We start from the raw sequence: 18,284 nt of genomic DNA on the forward strand, positions 1-18,284 counted from the left end.
AATAATCAGAACGAAGTACCAATTTGGAATTGGAAGCGTTGTTCCTTGTCATGAGGTTTTTTGTTGATTGGTATGCCATAGCTAAATTTCAAAGGACCAATAGGCGATGCCCAAGACAACCCTACGCCGTAAGAGTATCGTAAACCATTACAACCAGAAAAACTGATTTTACTCACATTGCAGTTATCACTATCAAGAATTGGGTTGCCATCAGCGCCATTGTCTGACCACAAGCCGCCCAAGTCCGCAAAGGTGAACAAACGCACCCCTCTATTTTTAGTCATACCGGGGAAAGGGAACTGCAACTCAAGGTTAGCAATGACACGTTTAGAACCGCCAATATAGGCCAACTCACCCGTTTGAGTGGTTTGAGTGGGTCCCATTGAACTGGAGTCAAAGCCCCGAATAGAGCCAATCCCGCCCGCAAATAAGTTTTTGAAAAAAGGGAATGACTGACCGCCATAACCTTTGCCATAATCAAACTGTGAGTTAAATGCCAAAGTAAGGTATTTTGATATTGGCACAAATTTTTGTAATTGATATGATGCTTTGTAATAATGAACATCACCAAATGGGGACACCTCGGCATTTAAGCGCTGCAACATACCGCGTGATGGCGCAAAACCTGAGTCGCGCGTATCATAGCTCCACCCCGCAGTCAAAGCGTAGGTTGTGAAAGTATCGCCACCTTGCGTATATTGCTCATAACTTGGTGGAACACTTCCGGTACTGGCTAATACAACCTTATTGCGCTCTGGATTGATACCCAAGAAAATTTTATGTCTTTCAGAGATAGGTACACCAAAACTTAAATTTACCCCCATCGTGGTGTACTTCACATCAGAAATATTCAGTTTAGATGCGTCATATTTGCGATAGTAAATCGAAAAATCACGGCTCACACCAAATTTAGTCATGTATGGGTTACGGGTTGTAATCGTGGCATTGCGACTTGAGCTACTGGTATCAACCTCCAAGCCCAATGAGTTGCCTGAACCCATGAAGTTGTTTTCATTAATTGAACCCGACAAGCTCACTTTGTCTGAAGTGCTATACCCCAAACCTAGCTTTAAATCACCAGTGGGTACTTCTTTTACCGAGTAGTTCACATCCACTTGGTTATTGGCCCCCTGAACAGGGACTGTTTCAACAGTTGCTTCGCTAAAATAACCCAAACGGTCAATACGGTCACGCGACAGCTGGACTCGTTCAGCACTGTATAAAGAGCTTTCCATTTGGCGGGCTTCACGACGAATCACTTCATCCTTGGTACGACTATTACCAAGCACGTTGATGTGTCGCACGTAAACACGTTCACCAGGTTCTACTTTAACAACCACATCAACCAAGTGTGTACTCTTATTGATTGATGGCACAATATCAACTTTTGCCAAAGCATAGCCGTCATCGCCTAGACGACGAGATACGTTGGCCACAATATCTGACATTTTTGAGCGCGAATAGACTGCACTTTGTTTGTACTTAACAAACTTTTCAACTTCCTCCACGGGTACGCCGCGCGTATCGCCACGCAAAGCAATTGAATTGACGTAGTATGGCTCGCCTTCAGAAACGGCCATTTTGATTTCAATGCCTTTTTTATCTGCTGTTTCTGGAGTTTCTACGTTGGTAAACTCAAAATCGAGATAACCTTTGTCATAATAATAAGAACGAATGGCATCCAAGTCGGCTTTGAATCGCTCTGGTGCAAAACGACTGTCTTTTGAGTACCAAGAAAACAGACCATTTTTATTCAGCTCCATGATGGAGCGAATTTTACCAGTTGAAATAGCTTTATTGCCTTCAACTGTGATTTTTTTAATTTTAAGGTATTGACCTTCATCTACATTAATCGTAATCGCGACTTGCTTGCGGTCTTGCTCTTTGACTTCAGAGGTTACTTTAGCATTAACGAGACCCGCATCTGCGTACATGGCTTGTAATTCTGTTTTTACTTTTTCGAGCAGTGCAGGATCATAAGGATAGCCTTGAGCGAACCCATAATTTTTTAAATTTTGAGATACTTCTTTTTTATCAAAATTTTTCATGCCCTTAATGGTAAAGTCTGCCACAACGGGGCGTTCAGCCAATTTCACAACCAACACACTACCATTTAAACCAACGCTAACGTCTTCGTACAAGCCTGATGCGTAAAGGGCTTTAATGACATCTTGAGACTGACTTGGATTAAACGTATCACCAACTTTAACAGGTAAAAAGCCAAATACAGCGGATGGGTCAGAACGTTGCAGACCTTGCACCAAAATATCAGTTAGCTTAACACCTTGAGGCACAGCAACAGCGACATTAGTCGCTGACGTTGTGGCGGGTGTTTTTTTCACTTTAGCGGTTTTGGCCATAGCTGGCGTAGAGACAAACAAACCAGCTACAGCCAGGGCAACAAGTGCTTTAGCAGGTTTATATGAAGCAATTTGACTGACCGACATAATTTTCCTAATCCATGATGAACGGCTCGAGTTTAAGCAATTAGCGTTTTTATGGCGCAGAATTGTTTAAAAAAGAACATCCATATTTTTTCAAACCCAAAATCGAGTGAAACGTTATAAAACCAGCAACTGATGCATTTTAACCGAACAGCTTTAACGCGTCATTATAAAATGCAATGCCCATTAAGCACAGTAAAAATGTTAGGCCTACACGCTGACCGACCGCTAGAATCTTTTCTGATACGGGCTTACCCGTAAAAACTTCGATGACATAGTATACCAAATGCCCGCCATCAAGCATCGGAATTGGTAATAAATTTAATGCGCCCAAGCTGACTGAAAGCATGGCCAAAAAGCCAACGAAAGTCACCCAACCAGCGGTACTACTCTCGCCCGCCATTTGGGCAATAGAAACAGGGCCGCCAATGTTTTTAAGGCTAAGTTGCCCTGTCAACATTTTGAACATGCCTTGAAACGTCATCACAGTCGAATCCCAAGTGGCTTTCACCCCTTTTTCTAAAGCCGTCAACATACCTTGGTGAATCTGAATGCTGTTGAAACCTGAGATAGCAACACCAATTCGTCCAATTGTTTTTACCTCTTCTGTACCATTGGCTTTGACCTTAGTTTCTACCGCTGCAGGCTTCACATCAATATTTAGGCTTTTTCCATTGCGATTAACCGTGAGCGCAATGTATTTATTGGGATTTTGGGTAATAGCCTCTCGCAAGGCTGTTGCACCATAAATGGCGACACCATCGATATGAGTCACCTCATCACCATCTTGTAAACCAGCCGCTTCAGCAACGCTATGAGGCATGACGCGCCCTAAACGAGGCTGAGTTTCTTCTGGATAAAGTCCAATAGCATCAAGCCAAGCGGGGTCTTCTATTGAGATGCCAGCGGTGTTTAATGTGCCTTGATGAACAACGCCATCAACACCTCGCCATGTTAAATCAATCGCTGTTTGATTAAACACCGAGCGCGACACAGCCACATTAACATCATTCCAACTGACAACAGGCTTTTGGTTGATTTCCGTAATAACATCACCCGTTTGAATGCCCAAAGGGGCTGCTAGGGTTTGGGTTACGGGCGCTTGTGCAACAGGGGCTATGACGTGTTGTGTGCCATACGAGAAAACAGTGAAAATTAAAAAAGCAAATAATAAATTCACCAACGGCCCTGCCACTACAATCGCCATTCGTTGCCATACATTACACGCCGCAAAACTGCCTTTGGGTTGAGCTGCCTGTTCTTCTGCCGTTGTAATTGCATACTCGCCGCGCATTTTGACATAGCCACCGAGAGGAATCATCGCGAGACAAAACTCTGTGCCCTCTTTATTTTTCCATGTGAACAAAGGCTTACCAAAGCCTATTGAAAATTTCTCAATATCGACGCCGCATTTTTTTGCCACCCAGTAGTGCCCCCACTCGTGAATGGTGACCAAAACTAAAATTGCAACTATAAAACTCCACAGACTGTTCATGTTTTACCTTTTAAGCTGTCACACCAGTACATGGCTCTTGACCCATTCGCGAGTCTCTTTATCAATGGCCACAACGTCATCCAAGCTGGTCGGCGCACTCAGGCTTAATGCCGTCAAAGCCTGTTCATTGGTTTTAGCAATATCTAAATACGCCATCTGCCCATCTAAAAACGCAGCCACGGCACATTCATTTGCAGCATTCAACACAATCGGCGCTGCACCGCCCACACGCAAGGCGGCAAATGCCAAATCCAAACATTTAAATTTATCAAAATCAGGCGGATAAAAATTCAACTCGCCTTGAGTGGCTAAATTCAAAGTAGCCACACCAGACGACACGCGCTCAGGCCACGCTAAGGCATGAGCAATGGGTACGCGCATATCCGCATGCCCAAGTTGAGCCAAGCTCGAACCATCCACATAATTCACCAACGAATGAACAATGCTCTGCGGATGAATCACGACATTAATTTGCTCTGCGGGCACGCCAAACAGCCAATGCGCTTCAATGACCTCCAAGCCCTTATTCATCATCGTGGCTGAATCAACCGATATTTTACGACCCATTTGCCATCTCGGATGCGCACAAGCTTGCTCTGGTGTGATAGCACCCAAATCTTTTAAAGCCATGTGAAGAAAAGGCCCGCCCGATGCAGTGAGCGTAATGGACGCCACCGCTCTATTATCCACCTCACCTTGACCATTAATAGGTAAGCATTGATAAATCGCATTGTGCTCACTGTCAATAGGCACCAGCTGTGCGTGATGTTCACGCACGGCTTGAGTCATCAAAGCCCCAGCCATCACCAAGGCCTCTTTGTTGGCCAATAATATTCGCTTACCCGCGCGTGCGGCAGCCATGACAGGTAACAAGCCAGCCGCCCCAACAATAGCAGCCATGACGGTATCAACCTCAACCGCACTCGACACGTCACACAAGGCCTGAACACCCACCAGCACCTCTGTCCGCGGTGACAAGGTTGACAAACGAGCACGCAAATCGACAGCAGTGGAATCATCAAGCACCACCACAAAACGTGGCAAAAACTGCGCACACTGAGCTGCCAAACGTTCCACTTGCGATACACCCGTAAGCGCAAACACTTCAAACAACTCTGGATGACGTGCAATAACATCCAAGGTGCTACAACCAATCGAACCTGTAGCGCCCAGCACCGTCACCACTTGTTTATGCCCACTCATTTTCACTGTACTCACGGCACAATCCAATTAAGTAACAACACCTGCAAAGGCAAGGTCGACAAAATCGAGTCAATACGATCCAAAATTCCACCATGCCCAGGTAAGGCATGTCCACTGTCTTTAACACCTGCACAACGTTTGAGCCATGACTCAAACAAGTCGCCAATAATACTTTGATACGTGAGTAAAAAGCCCAACAATAACAACTTAACAAAACCCAAATCAATCGGTAACCAATGCATGCCTACCGTTACCACAGCCAAATATACCGTCACACCAACCCAAGCACCTAACGCGCCTTCGATGGTTTTACCTGGGCTGATACTGGGAGCCAATTTACGCCGACCAAAAGCACGGCCTGCGAAAAAAGCCGCCGTATCTGCGACCCACACGACGACCAATAAACCGAGCAGCATCCAAGCATAACGTGCATCATGCCTCACCAATAAAAAGCACCAACCCGTCACCAACAAAACCAAAGCGCCCACCAAAGCCAAAGCAGGCTTAAATGTCACATGCCAGCTAAAATAAAGCCATAAAGGCACAATCAGCATCCAAAATGCAACAGACAAAGTAATGCCAACGCCCATCAAGCTCGGGATGTCGTAACTGAATGCGTAACCAGCTCCCAATAAAGCAGGTAGCGCAAAGACATAAAGTACTTTTTGTAATTTATTAAATTTTGCTAAATTAGCCCACTCGGCTGCAGCCCAAGCCACCATTAAACTCACCGCAGCCAACCAAACATTCGGGGACGCAAAAAACATCAGACCACCAACAACACACAACATCGCCAATGCCGTCAATACTCTGGTCTTAACCATACATTGTCCAATTCAAAAATTCATTGAAAAAAATAAAAGATAAAAACCAATGTGCCATTTCATTGGTATCTTATTTCGCTTCTTTTAACTGCGCACTGGTGCGCCCAAAACGCCGCTCTCGCTGCTGATACGAACCCACCGCAGCCAAAAACGTTTCGCGGTTAAAATCAGGCCAAAACGTCGGTGTGAAATATAATTCAGTATATGCAAGCTGCCACAACAAAAAGTTCGACACCCGAGCTTCGCCGCCCGTTCGAATAAACAAATCAGGCTCAGGCAAATCTGCCAATTGTAAAAACGGTTGAAAATCCTCTTCCGAAACAGGTGCATCAAGCGGCAAGCCATTGGCTTTGCGGTGTGCCAATAACGCATTCATGGCATTTAAAATATCCCAACGTCCACCATAATTGGCAGAGACGGTCAATGTTAAATTTTTCCCACCACGGGTTTTTTCATGCGCCTCTTTAATCAACCCTTGGATGGTCTCATCAAAGGCAGACAACTCGCCAATAATTCGTAGCTGAATGCCGTTATCTGCCAATGCTTTGATTTCACGGCGCAAACTGCGCATGAACAACTTCATCAAAAAAGACACCTCAGCAGGTGGTCGGCGCCAGTTTTCAGAACTAAACGCAAATAGAGTCAAGTTTTTGACCCCAATTTCAACGCAAATGCGGACCACTTCTCGCACGGTTTGTGCGCCGCGCTTATGTCCCCAAACTCGTGGCAATCCACGGCTGGTGGCCCAACGACCATTGCCATCCATGATAATAGCAACATGCTCTGGCACATTATGAACGGTTGGAATGGTAAGGGTACTGCTCACGTGTTCACTCATGTGTTTCTCTTTATGCCCTTTCGTGGGGCTTTTTATAGTTATTAAAACAATGCGCCGACAAGGTCGGCGCTTGTTGTGTCTGACTTTAAACTGTCAACACTTCCGCTTCTTTGGTTGCCACCATCTTATCGATTTCAGCAATAAATTTATCCGTCAACTTTTGTACAAAATCTTGAGTGCGACGGTCATCATCTTCAGTGATTTCTTTGTCTTTCAATAAACGTTTTAACTGCTCGTTCGCATCACGACGGTGGTTGCGCACAGCAATTTTTGCATTTTCAGCATCAGTTTTAACCAGCTTCACCATTTCTTTACGACGCTCTTCTGTCAAAGCAGGCATTGGTACGCGAATCATCTCGCCTTGGGTTGAAGGATTCAAACCCAAATCGGCCTCACGAATGGCTTTTTCAATCGCATTGAGCATGCTTTTTTCCCAAGGTTGAACGCCTATTGTGCGCGCATCAAGCAGGGTCAAGTTGGCGACAGCGGATAATTGCGTGGCCGAACCATAATAATCAACGTGAACGTTGTCTAAAAAACTGGGATGCGCACGACCTGTGCGAATTTTTGTGAAATCGTTTTTCAAGGCTTCAATGCTCTTGTTCATTTTTTGTTCTACGTTTGATTTAATTTCTGCAAGCGGCATGGGAACTCCAAAAAGTCTGTTTAATTAATGTCTTTTGATGCTCAATGGTTAAAAAAACCATTGTCGAATGGGCATCATTTTACTGTTTTTTTAGCTCTGACGCAGGTTTTTATGTGTTTTCCACTCAAACCTATTTTTTATTTTTGAGCGATTTTTTGAGCATCACCGCTGTGGGGTCAACCACGGGCTTATTGTGCACATAGGGCTCAATGGCTTTTTTCGCCGCCAAATATCGGCTGTCTTTTTGTAAGTCATTCCAAGCCAACGGCTCACCAACCGCCCTTAACCCCGCCAAATGTTTTTGTTGAACCGCTTTTAAGTATGATTTAGGCAAGCCATTCAAAGCCGCGTCCAAGTCTTGAGGGCGATTACAAATTAAAACTTGGTCACAGCCTGCATCCAGCGCAGCTTTGACTCGCTCAACCACATCAGGGTAACGCAAAGCGGCTCCTGCCATGCTCAAGTCATCCGTCAACACCGCACCAGAAAAACCCAATTCTTCACGCAAAATCCGCAACCAAACTTTCGAAAAACCAGCGGGTTGGGCATCCACCTTTGGATAGACCACGTGAGCAGGCATCACAGCGGCCAAATCGGTCTGTAACATGCGATAGGGTAAAACATCATCCGTCATGATTTTTTTCAGGGGACGCTTGTCCACGGGCATGGCGGTGTGAGAATCCGCTGCGATGTAGCCATGTCCAGGAAAATGTTTACCACAATTTTTCATACCCGCTAATAACAAACCATGCTGTAAAGCTTTCGCCAACATGGTCACCACCCGTGGGTCATGCGAAAAAGCACGGTCGCCGATAACGGTGCTTTCACCATAATCAAGATCCAAAACGGGGGTGTAGCTGTAATCAACCCCCACCGCCCGCAACTCAGCCGCCAAGACAAAGCCCGCAGCCGTGGTTATGCGAACAGCTTCCATAGGTTGCTTGTCCCACAACTGCCCCAGCACACGCATTGAGGGCAAGTGTGTAAAACCATCGGTTTTAAAACGTTGCACGCGCCCACCTTCATGATCAACGCTAATCAGAAGCTCTGGGCGTAAAGCACGGATGCTTTGTACCAGCTGTGTGATTTGTCGACGTGATTTGAAATTACGTCCAAACATAATGACCCCGCCCGTAAGCGGATGAAGAATGCGTTTTTTATCTGCATCGGTCAGGGTATGACCGAGTAAGTCAACAACGATGGGGCCCAGTTTATTTGTGTTTATCGTCATCATTCACACCTTTCGTAATCGCACGCCTCAGATGGACATGCTCATTTTTGTGTCTCATTTGCTTGTATTTCAGCCACCACAAACGCGCACACCATATCGCTTTCATCGGTCATCGAAACATGAAAGGATAGTCTTCTTTCAGCGCACCATGAGAGTAACGGCTCGGACAACTTGACCATCGGTTTACCCGATGGCGCATTCACAAACTGCACTATCCCCCAACTCATTGGACTGCGTAAACCCAATCCAATCGCCTTAGAAAAAGCTTCTTTAGCCGCGAATCGAGTCGCTAGAAATAGCAAGCCTCGATTTTCGTTGCGCTGGTAGCGCGATTGAAAAATTTTGAATTCATCTTCGCCCAAAATCCGTCGTGCGAACCGCTCACCACGCGCCAAAAATGCAGCATGAATGCGCTCAACCTTTAGTAAATCAGTGCCAACGCCGTAAATCACGACTGGCCTCGCAAAGCCGTTAATCGAGCTTGATGCATGATGGCTTTCATATCGCGTACCGCTTTTTCGAAACCATCAAACACGGCTCGCGCAACAATCGCATGACCTATGTTCAATTCGTCAATCACCGTAATCGCAGCAACCGCCTGCACGTTCTCATAATGCAATCCATGCCCTGCGTGAATGCGTAAACCTAAGCGCTTGCCTTCATAAGCCGCAATGCGAATGCGCTCCAACTCCTGCGACAGAGCCTCAGGGGTTGGCGCATCGGCATAACAGCCTGTGTGCAATTCAACCACGGGCGCACCAACATCGGCTGCTGCACGCATGGCTTCAATGGTCGGGTCGACAAACAAAGAAACCTGCTGTACGCCCGCTGCGGTGAGGCGTTGTATCGCTGCTTGTACGGCATCGAAATGTGTCGCCACATCTAAACCGCCCTCAGTCGTCACCTCTTCACGCTTTTCAGGGACAAGGCAGACATCACGCGGCGCAATGCGGCAAGCGTGAGCAATCATTTCCTCTGTAATGGCTGACTCAAGGTTCATGTAAGTGTGCAACTCGCGAGCTTTAAAGGCTTGAGCCAACACTGCCACATCATCATCTTGAATATGACGACGATCCTCCCGCAAATGTACGGTAATCAAATCAGCCCCCGCCGCTTCAGCAAGTTGAGCGGCGTGCAGCGGTGATGGGTAAATCGTGCGACGGGCTTGACGCACCGTGGCCACATGGTCAATATTTATGCCTAGACGTATCATAATAAAGTGAGTTTGTTTAAATTAATCAGAAGTTGGCGTGTATTCAACGGTTGTGCGCCGATATGCCTGTGCAGAAAAAAACGCAGCACCCGTTTCGATTCCAAAGCTGTTTGAGTAGCATGATATTGATTGTGCTGCATGTCAATTAAAGTTTGTCCATGTACCCAAACGCGGTCTTGCGGCATTGAAGTTTCGCGCCACAACAACCACTCATGCCCATCATCATTCAAAACATAGCATGCATCGGCTTGAATATCGCCAGATGCCATGTGCAAGGGCACGCCGTAGCCCAACTCGCGCAGCAAAGCCGATTCAAATCCACGCAACGCCGCGGCATGCTCATTTGCTGGACTTAGACTCAAATCCGCCAAGCTGTGTTGATAGGCATCAAATAAACTCGAATGCGGATCATCTAAGGCTAAAGCGCGTCGCATCCACTCATTCATATAAAACCCAGCCATTAACGCCGCGCCTTGCAACATGGGAATACCACCGACCCACTCCAAATCGAGTAAAGTTTTGACTTGCGCCTTGCCCGTATAGGCCAAGGACAAGGTTTGGAACGTTTGAAATAAGCTCGCACGCCATTGAGTATATGGCCGTTTCGCACCTTTTGCCAACACACTGATGCGACCGTGATGTCGGGTGAACACATCAAGCAGCAAGCTGGTCTCAGAATAGGGTTGGCTGTGCAAAATATACGCTGGCTCGTGCAGCACCTTTGAAGCAGCGCGCATGCTGCTCTCGCGCTTAAGCACGGGCATCTCAACACCTTTACGGCGCTCAAGTTTAGCAATAGGAATTTTGACGGCCATTTTTAATATTGATGTGAACAAGCAAATCAATGCACTTATTCGGGGCTACTCGTAACCCAGTTTTCTCAAGCTGGATTCAGAATCAGCCCAGCCTTGACGTACTTTAATCCACACTTCTAAAAACACTTTACAACCAAATAAGCGTTCCATGTCGGCACGCGACTCAGAAGCAATGCGTTTTAAACGTTCGCCATCCTTGCCAATTAACATGCCCTTATGTGCTTCGCGCTCAACCAAAATCGCGGCGGCGATGCGATACAATTTGCCCTCTTCTTGAAACAGCTCTATCTCAACCGTACAGCCATAAGGCACTTCATCACCAGACAAGCGAAACACTTTTTCTCTAATGATTTCTGTAGCTAAAAATCGAGTCGGGCGATCCGTGATGTCATCTTCATCAAAAAACGGTGGATTTTCAGGTAAATATGGCTTAATTTGATTGAGCAAAACATCGGTCTGAATGCCATTTTTTGCACTCACAGGAATGATTTGTGCAAAATCAAAGCGAGTGCTGAGTTTTTGCACAAATGGCAACAAATCATTTTTACGCTCCAAGGCATCTACCTTATTAACCACCAAAATCACGGGCGTTTCACGAGGTAAAATATTCAAAACAGCCTCATCTTGCGATGTGAATTTCATGGCTTCAATCACCCAAACGACCACATCAACTTCGCCCAAAGCCTGCGAAACATTGCGGTTTAATACACGATTAAGCGCACCACCATGTTTGGTTTGGAACCCAGGCGTATCAACAAAAATATACTGAGTATCCCCTTCAGTGAGCACGCCATTGATACGATGGCGCGTGGTTTGTGCTTTTTTGGAGGTGATGGACACTTTTTGGCCAATCAGTTTGTTCATTAACGTCGATTTACCAACGTTTGGGCGACCAATAATGGCCACAAAACCCGTGTGAAAACTGTGTGGTGTGTCAGGTGAATCAATAAGTTGTTCGGTCATTTTTATAGATAAGGAAAGTAAACCCAATATGCGGATTTTGAGTTTAAAAATTTTATTAAGGTGCTTACTAGACAAGTCTTAACAAAAAACAAAATAAAATCAATTGATTAGAATACGTCATGATGTGACAATTTTACATCATGAATAATATTTTTGTTTAATTCAAAACGCTCAAATCATTGATGCAAAAAACATGATTGAATGACAGAATCAGTTGCGTTTTTTAATACTCGACTGCTGCGAATGCTCCAAAACATCCATCGCCAAGCGAGCGGCTTGTTGCTCAGCCAAGCGGCGCGTACTGCCCTCTCCTTGCGTGCGCACCTGCAAGGCTTCAATAAAACAAGACACAGTAAAAACCTGCTCATGAGCCGCACCTTGAATCTCGATGATGTCGTATTTAGGCACAGGTAATTTTTGCCCTTGCAATCGCTCTTGCAACTGGGTTTTGGCATCTTTTCCTGCACTGCTTGGGTCGATGTTTTTTAGCAAAGGCGCATATAAACGAGCGACGACAGATTGCGCCACATCAAAACCCGCTTCAAGAAAAATAGCACCAATCATCGCTTCGACAGCATCCGCCAAAATGGATGGGCGATTCAGCCCACCACTTTTCATTTCGCCTTCGCCGAGCAATAAGTACTTAGACACGGACAAATCTTGGGCGATTAAAACCAAAGTATCTTGCTTCACCAAGTGGGCGCGAATGCGAGACAGCTCGCCCTCTTTGATGTCTTTAAACTGGTCATATAAACAACGGGCAATTGAACAGTTGAGCACACCGTCCCCAAGAAACTCAAGCCGTTCATAGTGATTTTGAGCATAACTACGGTGCGTCAAAGCTTGACGCAACAATTTAACATCGGTAAATAAATAACCGAGCTGATGCTGTAAAGAAAGAAGAGGATTCTGTTGGGTCATATTTTATTTAACAGATGTTCCAATACGCGAAAAATCATTAAAGTTCATCCACACAAAATACGCGCGTCCGACCAAATTCTCATCGGGCACAAATCCCCAATAACGCGAGTCGTCACTGTAATCACGGTTATCACCCATCATAAAATAATGTCCTTTGGGCACTGTACACGTAAAGCCTGTTTCATTATATTTGCAAGCTTGTTTGGCTTCTAAACGCACGCCTTGAGGAATGTAGGTCGGATGCCGCTCTTCGGTCCAAATGGCATGAGATTGACCATTGTCTGCCAACATCTCATCGCTCTGATAAACCGTATTCAATGGAATATCTTTGGCATAAGTCCCAGGTTTTAAATTTGAAATATTCGTCGATTTTTGTTCAATGACTTTACCGTTAATGGTCAATTGCTTATTCTCGTACACCACGGTGTCACCAGGCAAGCCCACAACACGTTTGATAAAATCGGTTTTGGGGTCAAGTGGGTAATGGAAGACCACCACATCGCCACGATTGGGATGCCCCACAGGCACAACCACTTGATTGGTGATGGGCATGCGCAAGCCGTATGCGAATTTATTAACCAATAAAAAGTCGCCTTCAAGCAAGGTCGGCACCATCGAGCTGGATGGAATGCGAAATGGCTCAGTGACAAATGAACGTAAAACGAATACCAACGCAACCACACCAAACAGACCTGCGGTGTATTCCAACCACACAGGACGTGCTAGAGCTTCTTGCACTGCGTCATCGTAGCCACCTTGCATTTGCGCTTTGATGGCTTGCGCCTTTTTTACACGTTTGGGTTTAAAAACAGCCATATCCAACACCCAAAAAAAGCCCGTAACAAGAAACAACATGACCAACAGAATACTAAACCACATACCTTGCCTTCCTTTTATAGAGTTGCCTCAAGAATTTCCCTCAGCACTCATGATTCATTTTGAACAAACGTTTTGTTTTTATTTGCTCAATTAATATTAGTCATCCACTCGCAAAATCGCCAAAAAGGCCTCTTGCGGCACTTCAACGGAGCCCACTTGTTTCATGCGTTTTTTACCCGCCTTTTGTTTTTCAAGCAATTTTTTCTTACGGGTAATGTCACCACCATAACATTTAGCCAAGACGTTTTTGCGCAAGGCTTTCACGTTTTCTCGAGCAATGATGTTTGAACCAATAGATGCTTGAATCGCCACATCGTACATCTGCCGCGGAATCAGCTCGCGCATTTTCGCCGCCACCATACGGCCTCGCGGTGCAGCATTGCTGCGGTGGACGATAATCGCTAAGGCATCGACTTTTTCACCGTTAATAAGCATATCAACTTTAACCACGTCTGCGGCACGGTATTCTTTAAACTCATAGTCCATCGACGCATAACCGCGCGAGGTCGATTTGAGTTTATCAAAGAAATCCATCACCACTTCTGCCATTGGAATTTCGTAAGTCAAGCGCACTTGGCGGCTATGATAAGTCATATTGGTTTGTACACCGCGTTTTTGTGTACACAATGTAATCACGGAGCCAACGTACTCTTGGGGCATAAATAAATTCACGGTCACAATGGGTTCGCGAATTTCTTCAATGCGCGACGGGTCAGGCATTTTGGATGGATTTTCCATTTGCACAATGCTGCCATCGCGCATGAGAATTTCGTATACGACTGAAGGTGCAGTCGTGATTAAATCCATATTAAATTCGCGCTCTAAGCGTTCCTGCACAATCTCCATGTGCAACAAGCCCAAAAAGCCGCAACGAAACCCAAAACCCAAGGCTTGTGACACTTCAGGTTCATAATGCAACGATGCATCATTCAGCTTAAGTTTTTCCAATGACTCCCGTAAAGCATCGTATTCACTGGACTCAACAGGATATAGCCCCGCAAAGACCTGCGGTTTGATTTCTTTAAAACCTGGTAAGGGCGCAGCCGCAGCGGTTTTATTGGTGGTCTGGACGTGGGTTATGGTGTCCCCCACTTTAGCCGCATGCAATTCTTTTAAGCCTGTGATGATGAAGCCCACCTGCCCAGCCGATAACTGCGGCAAGTTTTTCGATTTCGGCGTGAACACACCGAGATGCTCAACCCCGTGCTGCGCGCCCGTTGCCATCATCTGAATTTTGTCACGGGTTTTCAAAGTGCCATTCATCACGCGTACAAGCATGACCACACCCACGTAATTATCAAACCATGAGTCAATAATCAAGGCTTGCAAAGGTGCTTCTGGGTCACCTTCTGGCGGGGGAATACGAGCAATCATGCGCTCAATAACCTCTCGCACGCCTAAACCAGTTTTCGCAGAACACAGCACAGCATCCGAGGCCTCGATACCAATCACGTCTTCAATTTCAGCAATCGCATTGGCGGGTTCAGCGGCGGGCAAATCAATTTTATTTAGAACGGGTACAACTTCAACGCCCAAATCTAAGGCAGTGTAGCAATTCGCCACCGTTTGTGCTTCAACACCTTGAGAGGCATCAACCACCAACAACGCCCCCTCACAAGCCGACAACGAACGAGAAACCTCATACGAAAAATCGACGTGACCTGGCGTGTCAATCAAATTCAAATTATAAATTTCACCATTATCCGCTTTATACTCCAAAGCAGCCGTCTGTGCCTTAATGGTAATCCCTCGCTCACGTTCAATATCCATAGAATCAAGGACTTGCGACTCCATCTCGCGGTCTGACAACCCCCCGCACATATGAATAATGCGGTCAGCTAAAGTCGATTTGCCATGGTCAATGTGAGCGATGATAGAAAAATTACGGATGTTCTTCATGTAAGCCATTTCTGTATTTCTAAACTAAGCGCGCTTTTCAGCAAAACGAGCATTTTACTTGATGTGCCGCAAAAAAAGTAAAAACCTAGTCGCTTTAACCATAAGTTCTCAAATAAACCAGCGCATCCCAAACATATACGTAAAACCCACAAAAACATTCCGCACACACCCCTAAAGTTCGTCTATAATCATAAACTGGTTTTTATTTGCTTTCCTTAATCTTAGCCAAGCATACTGGGTTGCAACAGCACCGATAAAAAACCTCATCTGTGAACAAACACAAGTAGACATTAATATTGCCTAGATTTTTTTAATTGGATGATTGAAACCCAGAGCTTGCCATTGAAAACTCAAATGAAAAAAACAAAATACGCCACCATCATGGTCGTCAGCGACGAACAGCGGACAGAGACTTTTCGAGTCAACACATGGCTGTTGCGTCACTCCAAACAAGCACTGCTGACTTTAGCTGCTATTTGTATAGGCCTGTTGGTTGGTTTGGTCGCTCTAACAACCTTGCATCTAAAAACAGCATCAAACAATCAAGAATTACAAGGCAAGGTTAAGGCTTTAGAAGATCACAATTCGGTTGAAGCGGCTGCGAAAATCAACGAACTGAAAAAGACGGAAAAAACCATTCTGCAGTTGCAAGAGTATTTGAATGAGCGTGGAGCAAACAACCCTACCCCCAAAACACAAGAAAACTCAGCCACTGACCCTCAACCGCTTGGTGGCGCATACCACCCCATTGCAGGTGAAATACCATTTACCAGCCGTTACAACCAAAATGCAATAAGCCTATTAGAAAAAATTCGTAACACGCCCATCGGTGTTCCTCATGATGGCTACCTGACTTCTCGTTTTGGCAGTCGAGCCAATCCTTTTTCAAACCAAGGGGAAGAGTTTCATCCTGGTTTGGATTTTAAAGCCCCATACGGCGACCCCATTCATGCAACCGCCGACGGCAAAGTGGTTTTTGCTGGCGTCATGAACGGCTATGGCAACGTGGTGCGAATTGCCCACTCTTCTGGCTACGAAACGCTATTCGCACATATGTCAGTGATTCGCGTCACGCTTGGACAAAGCATCAAGGCTGGTGATACTGTCGGCGAAGTGGGCAGCACAGGTCGCTCAACTGGGCCTCATTTGCACTATGAGGTGCGCTTAAACAACCAACCTTTAGACCCCGAACAATTTTTAACCATCAACACTGCTCAGAACAATTGATAAACTGCTCAATCCAGCTTATTTCAATGTAGAATTCTTTTTTTATTACAACTTATAACAACATCGAGGCCACACATGTTCAGTAAAAAAGATGTTCAAGAAAACACAAGCCGCACGTACACGACTGTCATTGGCGAGGACTGCACCATCAACGGGCATGTCGACACCAAGGCGTACATTAAAATCGATGGTCAAATTTTAGGCAATCTATCCGCGAACGGCGGCGTGGTTTTAGGAGAGAAAGGCTATATAAAAGGCGACATCAACAGCAATGAAGTCACCGTATATGGCCGAGTAGATGGACATGTTCACGCCAACAGCCTACAGTTGAAAAACAGCAGCACCATTGTTGGCAACATCGAAACAAAAACATTGCAAATCGACCCTGGTGCTGTATATCAAGGCAATGTCACCATGCACGTAAAAACAGACAACCCAACTGAACCCGTTAATTCTAATTCTTAAAATAGTTAATCATTTAATTACGAATGATTGACTTTCTCCCAGACAACCAAGCTTTGCTTGGTTGTCTTGTTCTCAAGCCGACTGATACCCGCGTTGTCAGCCAACCGCTTCTAACGTATAATGGTCGTTTAATTTTGTCACCATCTAAATTAAATCAAAATTTAACGAGGTCGTCATGCCGATTTATGCTTATCATTGCTCACACTGTGGGCACGCCAAAGACGTATTGCAAAAAATGAGCGATGCGCCATTGACCACATGCCCTAACTGTGGTCAAGACTCTTTTAGCAAACAAATCACCGCAGCGGGATTTCAACTTAAAGGCTCTGGTTGGTATGTCACCGATTTTCGCGGCGGCTCGTCAACTGCAGGAAACTCAACCAGCAGCAGCGTGGGCGGCGAAACAGCCGTAAGCAATTCAAGCGGTACAACCTCGGTTTCGGATAGTACCGCAAGCCCTACTCCAGCCGCTTGCGCAACGGGATGCGGCTGTCACTAATTTGTTTCAATTTTTAAAGTTAACCATGCGCGAACATTTTACCAGTGCCAAAATTCGTAACTACCTCGTGACAGGGGTGTTTATTTGGGTGCCCATCCTCATCACTTTTGGAGTGATTAACTGGGGGATGCGTTTCTTAACCGACATCTTCGAAAGTGTAGTTGATATCGTTGCACGCGTTTTACCCGAGCTTTGGCAAGCACCTGTTTTGGCAATTAAAGATATTCCATTTCTTGGCGTCATCTTGGTGGTCTCTTTACTGTTCTTTACAGGTTTGATGGCGGCTAATTTTTTTGGCCAATGGTTTTTACGCGTGATGAACTCATTTTTTTCACGCATTCCTATCGTTAAAAACATTTATGGTAGCGTCAAGCAGGTTTCAGACACTTTGTTTTCAAGCAACGGACAGGCCTTTCGCCAAGCCTTATTGGTGCAGTATCCACGTGAAGGCTCTTGGACTGTTGCATTCCAAACAGGTACGCCAAGTGGTGACGTCGCCTCAAAGCTCCCCAACGACTGCATTAGCGTGTATGTTCCCACCACTCCAAACCCAACTTCAGGCTTTTTTCTTATCATGAAAAAAGAGGATGTCATGTCATTGGATATGAGTGTCGATGAGGCGTTGAAGTATATTATTTCAATGGGTGTGGTTTCACCCGAAGAGCAAAAAAATCTGGCATCGACCAGCAACACGCTCGAACAAAAAGAACCATCGGTTTAAT

Annotated in this window: 18 protein-coding genes; 4 read left to right on the forward strand and 14 right to left on the reverse strand. The window is 45.5% G+C overall.

The window, feature by feature from the left end; genetic code table 11:
* Positions 1 to 5: 5 nt before the first annotated feature.
* The 14 genes from bamA to lepA form a co-directional block, all read right to left on the reverse strand.
* The gene (bamA, locus tag DFR44_RS05215) at positions 6 to 2,447 is read right to left on the reverse strand and encodes an outer membrane protein assembly factor BamA (protein ID WP_133619757.1); all 2,442 of its coding nucleotides are present in this window, start codon (positions 2,445 to 2,447) and stop codon (positions 6 to 8) included.
* A gap of 139 nt (positions 2,448 to 2,586) precedes the next feature.
* Positions 2,587 to 3,939 carry an RIP metalloprotease RseP gene (gene rseP / locus DFR44_RS05220; protein ID WP_133619759.1) on the reverse strand — a complete coding sequence of 451 codons (1,353 nt, stop codon included), beginning with the start codon at positions 3,937 to 3,939 and terminating at the stop codon, positions 2,587 to 2,589.
* Positions 3,940 to 3,957: 18 nt separating this feature from the next.
* On the reverse strand, positions 3,958 to 5,142 hold the full coding sequence (gene ispC / locus DFR44_RS05225) for a 1-deoxy-D-xylulose-5-phosphate reductoisomerase (RefSeq protein ID WP_133619839.1): 1,185 nt from the start codon (positions 5,140 to 5,142) through the stop codon (positions 3,958 to 3,960).
* Positions 5,143 to 5,153: 11 nt separating this feature from the next.
* Positions 5,154 to 5,966, reverse strand: coding sequence for a phosphatidate cytidylyltransferase (locus DFR44_RS05230; RefSeq protein ID WP_133619761.1), 813 nt, complete (start codon positions 5,964 to 5,966; stop codon positions 5,154 to 5,156).
* A gap of 70 nt (positions 5,967 to 6,036) precedes the next feature.
* Positions 6,037 to 6,804, reverse strand: coding sequence for a polyprenyl diphosphate synthase (uppS, locus tag DFR44_RS05235; protein WP_133619762.1), 768 nt, complete (start codon positions 6,802 to 6,804; stop codon positions 6,037 to 6,039).
* Positions 6,805 to 6,889: 85 nt separating this feature from the next.
* A complete protein-coding gene (frr, locus tag DFR44_RS05240) occupies positions 6,890 to 7,450 on the reverse strand; it encodes a ribosome recycling factor (protein ID WP_133619764.1) in 561 nt (186 codons plus the stop codon).
* A gap of 130 nt (positions 7,451 to 7,580) precedes the next feature.
* The gene (nagZ, locus tag DFR44_RS05245) at positions 7,581 to 8,684 is read right to left on the reverse strand and encodes a beta-N-acetylhexosaminidase (protein ID WP_133619766.1); all 1,104 of its coding nucleotides are present in this window, start codon (positions 8,682 to 8,684) and stop codon (positions 7,581 to 7,583) included.
* Positions 8,685 to 8,722: 38 nt separating this feature from the next.
* Positions 8,723 to 9,133, reverse strand: a complete 411-nt coding sequence (acpS, locus tag DFR44_RS05250) for a holo-ACP synthase (RefSeq protein WP_133619768.1) — start codon at positions 9,131 to 9,133, stop codon at positions 8,723 to 8,725.
* Positions 9,130 to 9,894, reverse strand: a complete 765-nt coding sequence (pdxJ, locus tag DFR44_RS05255) for a pyridoxine 5'-phosphate synthase (RefSeq protein ID WP_133619770.1) — start codon at positions 9,892 to 9,894, stop codon at positions 9,130 to 9,132. The genes acpS and pdxJ overlap by 4 nt, the downstream gene beginning before the upstream one ends.
* On the reverse strand, positions 9,891 to 10,709 hold the full coding sequence (recO, locus tag DFR44_RS05260; RefSeq protein ID WP_133619772.1) for a DNA repair protein RecO: 819 nt from the start codon (positions 10,707 to 10,709) through the stop codon (positions 9,891 to 9,893). Before recO ends, pdxJ begins: the two co-directional genes overlap by 4 nt.
* A 45-nt stretch (positions 10,710 to 10,754) precedes the next feature.
* Positions 10,755 to 11,672 carry a GTPase Era gene (era, locus tag DFR44_RS05265; protein ID WP_133619774.1) on the reverse strand — a complete coding sequence of 306 codons (918 nt, stop codon included), beginning with the start codon at positions 11,670 to 11,672 and terminating at the stop codon, positions 10,755 to 10,757.
* Between the two features lie 210 nt (positions 11,673 to 11,882).
* On the reverse strand, positions 11,883 to 12,593 hold the full coding sequence (gene rnc, locus DFR44_RS05270; protein WP_133619776.1) for a ribonuclease III: 711 nt from the start codon (positions 12,591 to 12,593) through the stop codon (positions 11,883 to 11,885).
* Between the two features lie 3 nt (positions 12,594 to 12,596).
* Complete coding sequence (lepB, locus tag DFR44_RS05275) at positions 12,597 to 13,472, reverse strand: signal peptidase I (protein ID WP_133619778.1); 876 nt, start codon at positions 13,470 to 13,472, stop codon at positions 12,597 to 12,599.
* A 96-nt stretch (positions 13,473 to 13,568) separates the two neighbouring features.
* Positions 13,569 to 15,371, reverse strand: a complete 1,803-nt coding sequence (gene lepA, locus DFR44_RS05280; protein WP_133619841.1) for a translation elongation factor 4 — start codon at positions 15,369 to 15,371, stop codon at positions 13,569 to 13,571.
* Positions 15,372 to 15,725: 354 nt separating this feature from the next.
* Between lepA and DFR44_RS05285 the strand changes: the two genes are divergently transcribed.
* The 4 genes from DFR44_RS05285 (at position 15,726) to DFR44_RS05300 (ending at position 18,283) form a co-directional block, all read left to right on the forward strand.
* Positions 15,726 to 16,598, forward strand: coding sequence for a M23 family metallopeptidase (locus DFR44_RS05285; RefSeq protein WP_162845170.1), 873 nt, complete (start codon positions 15,726 to 15,728; stop codon positions 16,596 to 16,598).
* A gap of 75 nt (positions 16,599 to 16,673) precedes the next feature.
* A complete protein-coding gene (locus DFR44_RS05290; RefSeq protein ID WP_133619782.1) occupies positions 16,674 to 17,063 on the forward strand; it encodes a bactofilin family protein in 390 nt (129 codons plus the stop codon).
* A gap of 175 nt (positions 17,064 to 17,238) precedes the next feature.
* Entirely contained in the window at positions 17,239 to 17,562 is a 324-nt protein-coding gene (locus DFR44_RS05295) for an FmdB family zinc ribbon protein (protein WP_133619784.1), read from the forward strand.
* Positions 17,563 to 17,587: 25 nt separating this feature from the next.
* A complete protein-coding gene (locus DFR44_RS05300; protein ID WP_211336899.1) occupies positions 17,588 to 18,283 on the forward strand; it encodes a DUF502 domain-containing protein in 696 nt (231 codons plus the stop codon).
* Position 18,284: the final 1 nt, after the last annotated feature.

Source organism: Hydromonas duriensis, from assembly GCF_004363775.1.
GTDB lineage: Bacteria > Pseudomonadota > Gammaproteobacteria > Burkholderiales > Burkholderiaceae > Hydromonas > Hydromonas duriensis.

Bases quoted from the DNA above. Each gene is read 5' to 3' on its own strand.
- uppS (WP_133619762.1), bottom strand. From the start codon at position 6,804: ATGAGTGAACACGTGAGCAGTACCCTTACCATTCCAACCGTTCATAAT.
- DFR44_RS05295 (WP_133619784.1), top strand. From the start codon at position 17,239: ATGCCGATTTATGCTTATCATTGCTCACACTGTGGGCACGCCAAAGAC.
- frr (WP_133619764.1), bottom strand. From the start codon at position 7,450: ATGCCGCTTGCAGAAATTAAATCAAACGTAGAACAAAAAATGAACAAG.
- rseP (WP_133619759.1), bottom strand. From the start codon at position 3,939: ATGAACAGTCTGTGGAGTTTTATAGTTGCAATTTTAGTTTTGGTCACC.
- rnc (WP_133619776.1), bottom strand. From the start codon at position 12,593: ATGACCCAACAGAATCCTCTTCTTTCTTTACAGCATCAGCTCGGTTAT.
- DFR44_RS05290 (WP_133619782.1), top strand. From the start codon at position 16,674: ATGTTCAGTAAAAAAGATGTTCAAGAAAACACAAGCCGCACGTACACG.
- DFR44_RS05230 (WP_133619761.1), bottom strand. From the start codon at position 5,966: ATGGTTAAGACCAGAGTATTGACGGCATTGGCGATGTTGTGTGTTGTT.
- lepA (WP_133619841.1), bottom strand. From the start codon at position 15,371: ATGAAGAACATCCGTAATTTTTCTATCATCGCTCACATTGACCATGGC.
- nagZ (WP_133619766.1), bottom strand. From the start codon at position 8,684: ATGATGACGATAAACACAAATAAACTGGGCCCCATCGTTGTTGACTTA.
- pdxJ (WP_133619770.1), bottom strand. From the start codon at position 9,894: ATGATACGTCTAGGCATAAATATTGACCATGTGGCCACGGTGCGTCAA.
- DFR44_RS05285 (WP_162845170.1), top strand. From the start codon at position 15,726: ATGAAAAAAACAAAATACGCCACCATCATGGTCGTCAGCGACGAACAG.
- DFR44_RS05300 (WP_211336899.1), top strand. From the start codon at position 17,588: ATGCGCGAACATTTTACCAGTGCCAAAATTCGTAACTACCTCGTGACA.
- ispC (WP_133619839.1), bottom strand. From the start codon at position 5,142: ATGAGTGGGCATAAACAAGTGGTGACGGTGCTGGGCGCTACAGGTTCG.
- era (WP_133619774.1), bottom strand. From the start codon at position 11,672: ATGACCGAACAACTTATTGATTCACCTGACACACCACACAGTTTTCAC.
- recO (WP_133619772.1), bottom strand. From the start codon at position 10,709: ATGGCCGTCAAAATTCCTATTGCTAAACTTGAGCGCCGTAAAGGTGTT.
- bamA (WP_133619757.1), bottom strand. From the start codon at position 2,447: ATGTCGGTCAGTCAAATTGCTTCATATAAACCTGCTAAAGCACTTGTT.
- lepB (WP_133619778.1), bottom strand. From the start codon at position 13,472: ATGTGGTTTAGTATTCTGTTGGTCATGTTGTTTCTTGTTACGGGCTTT.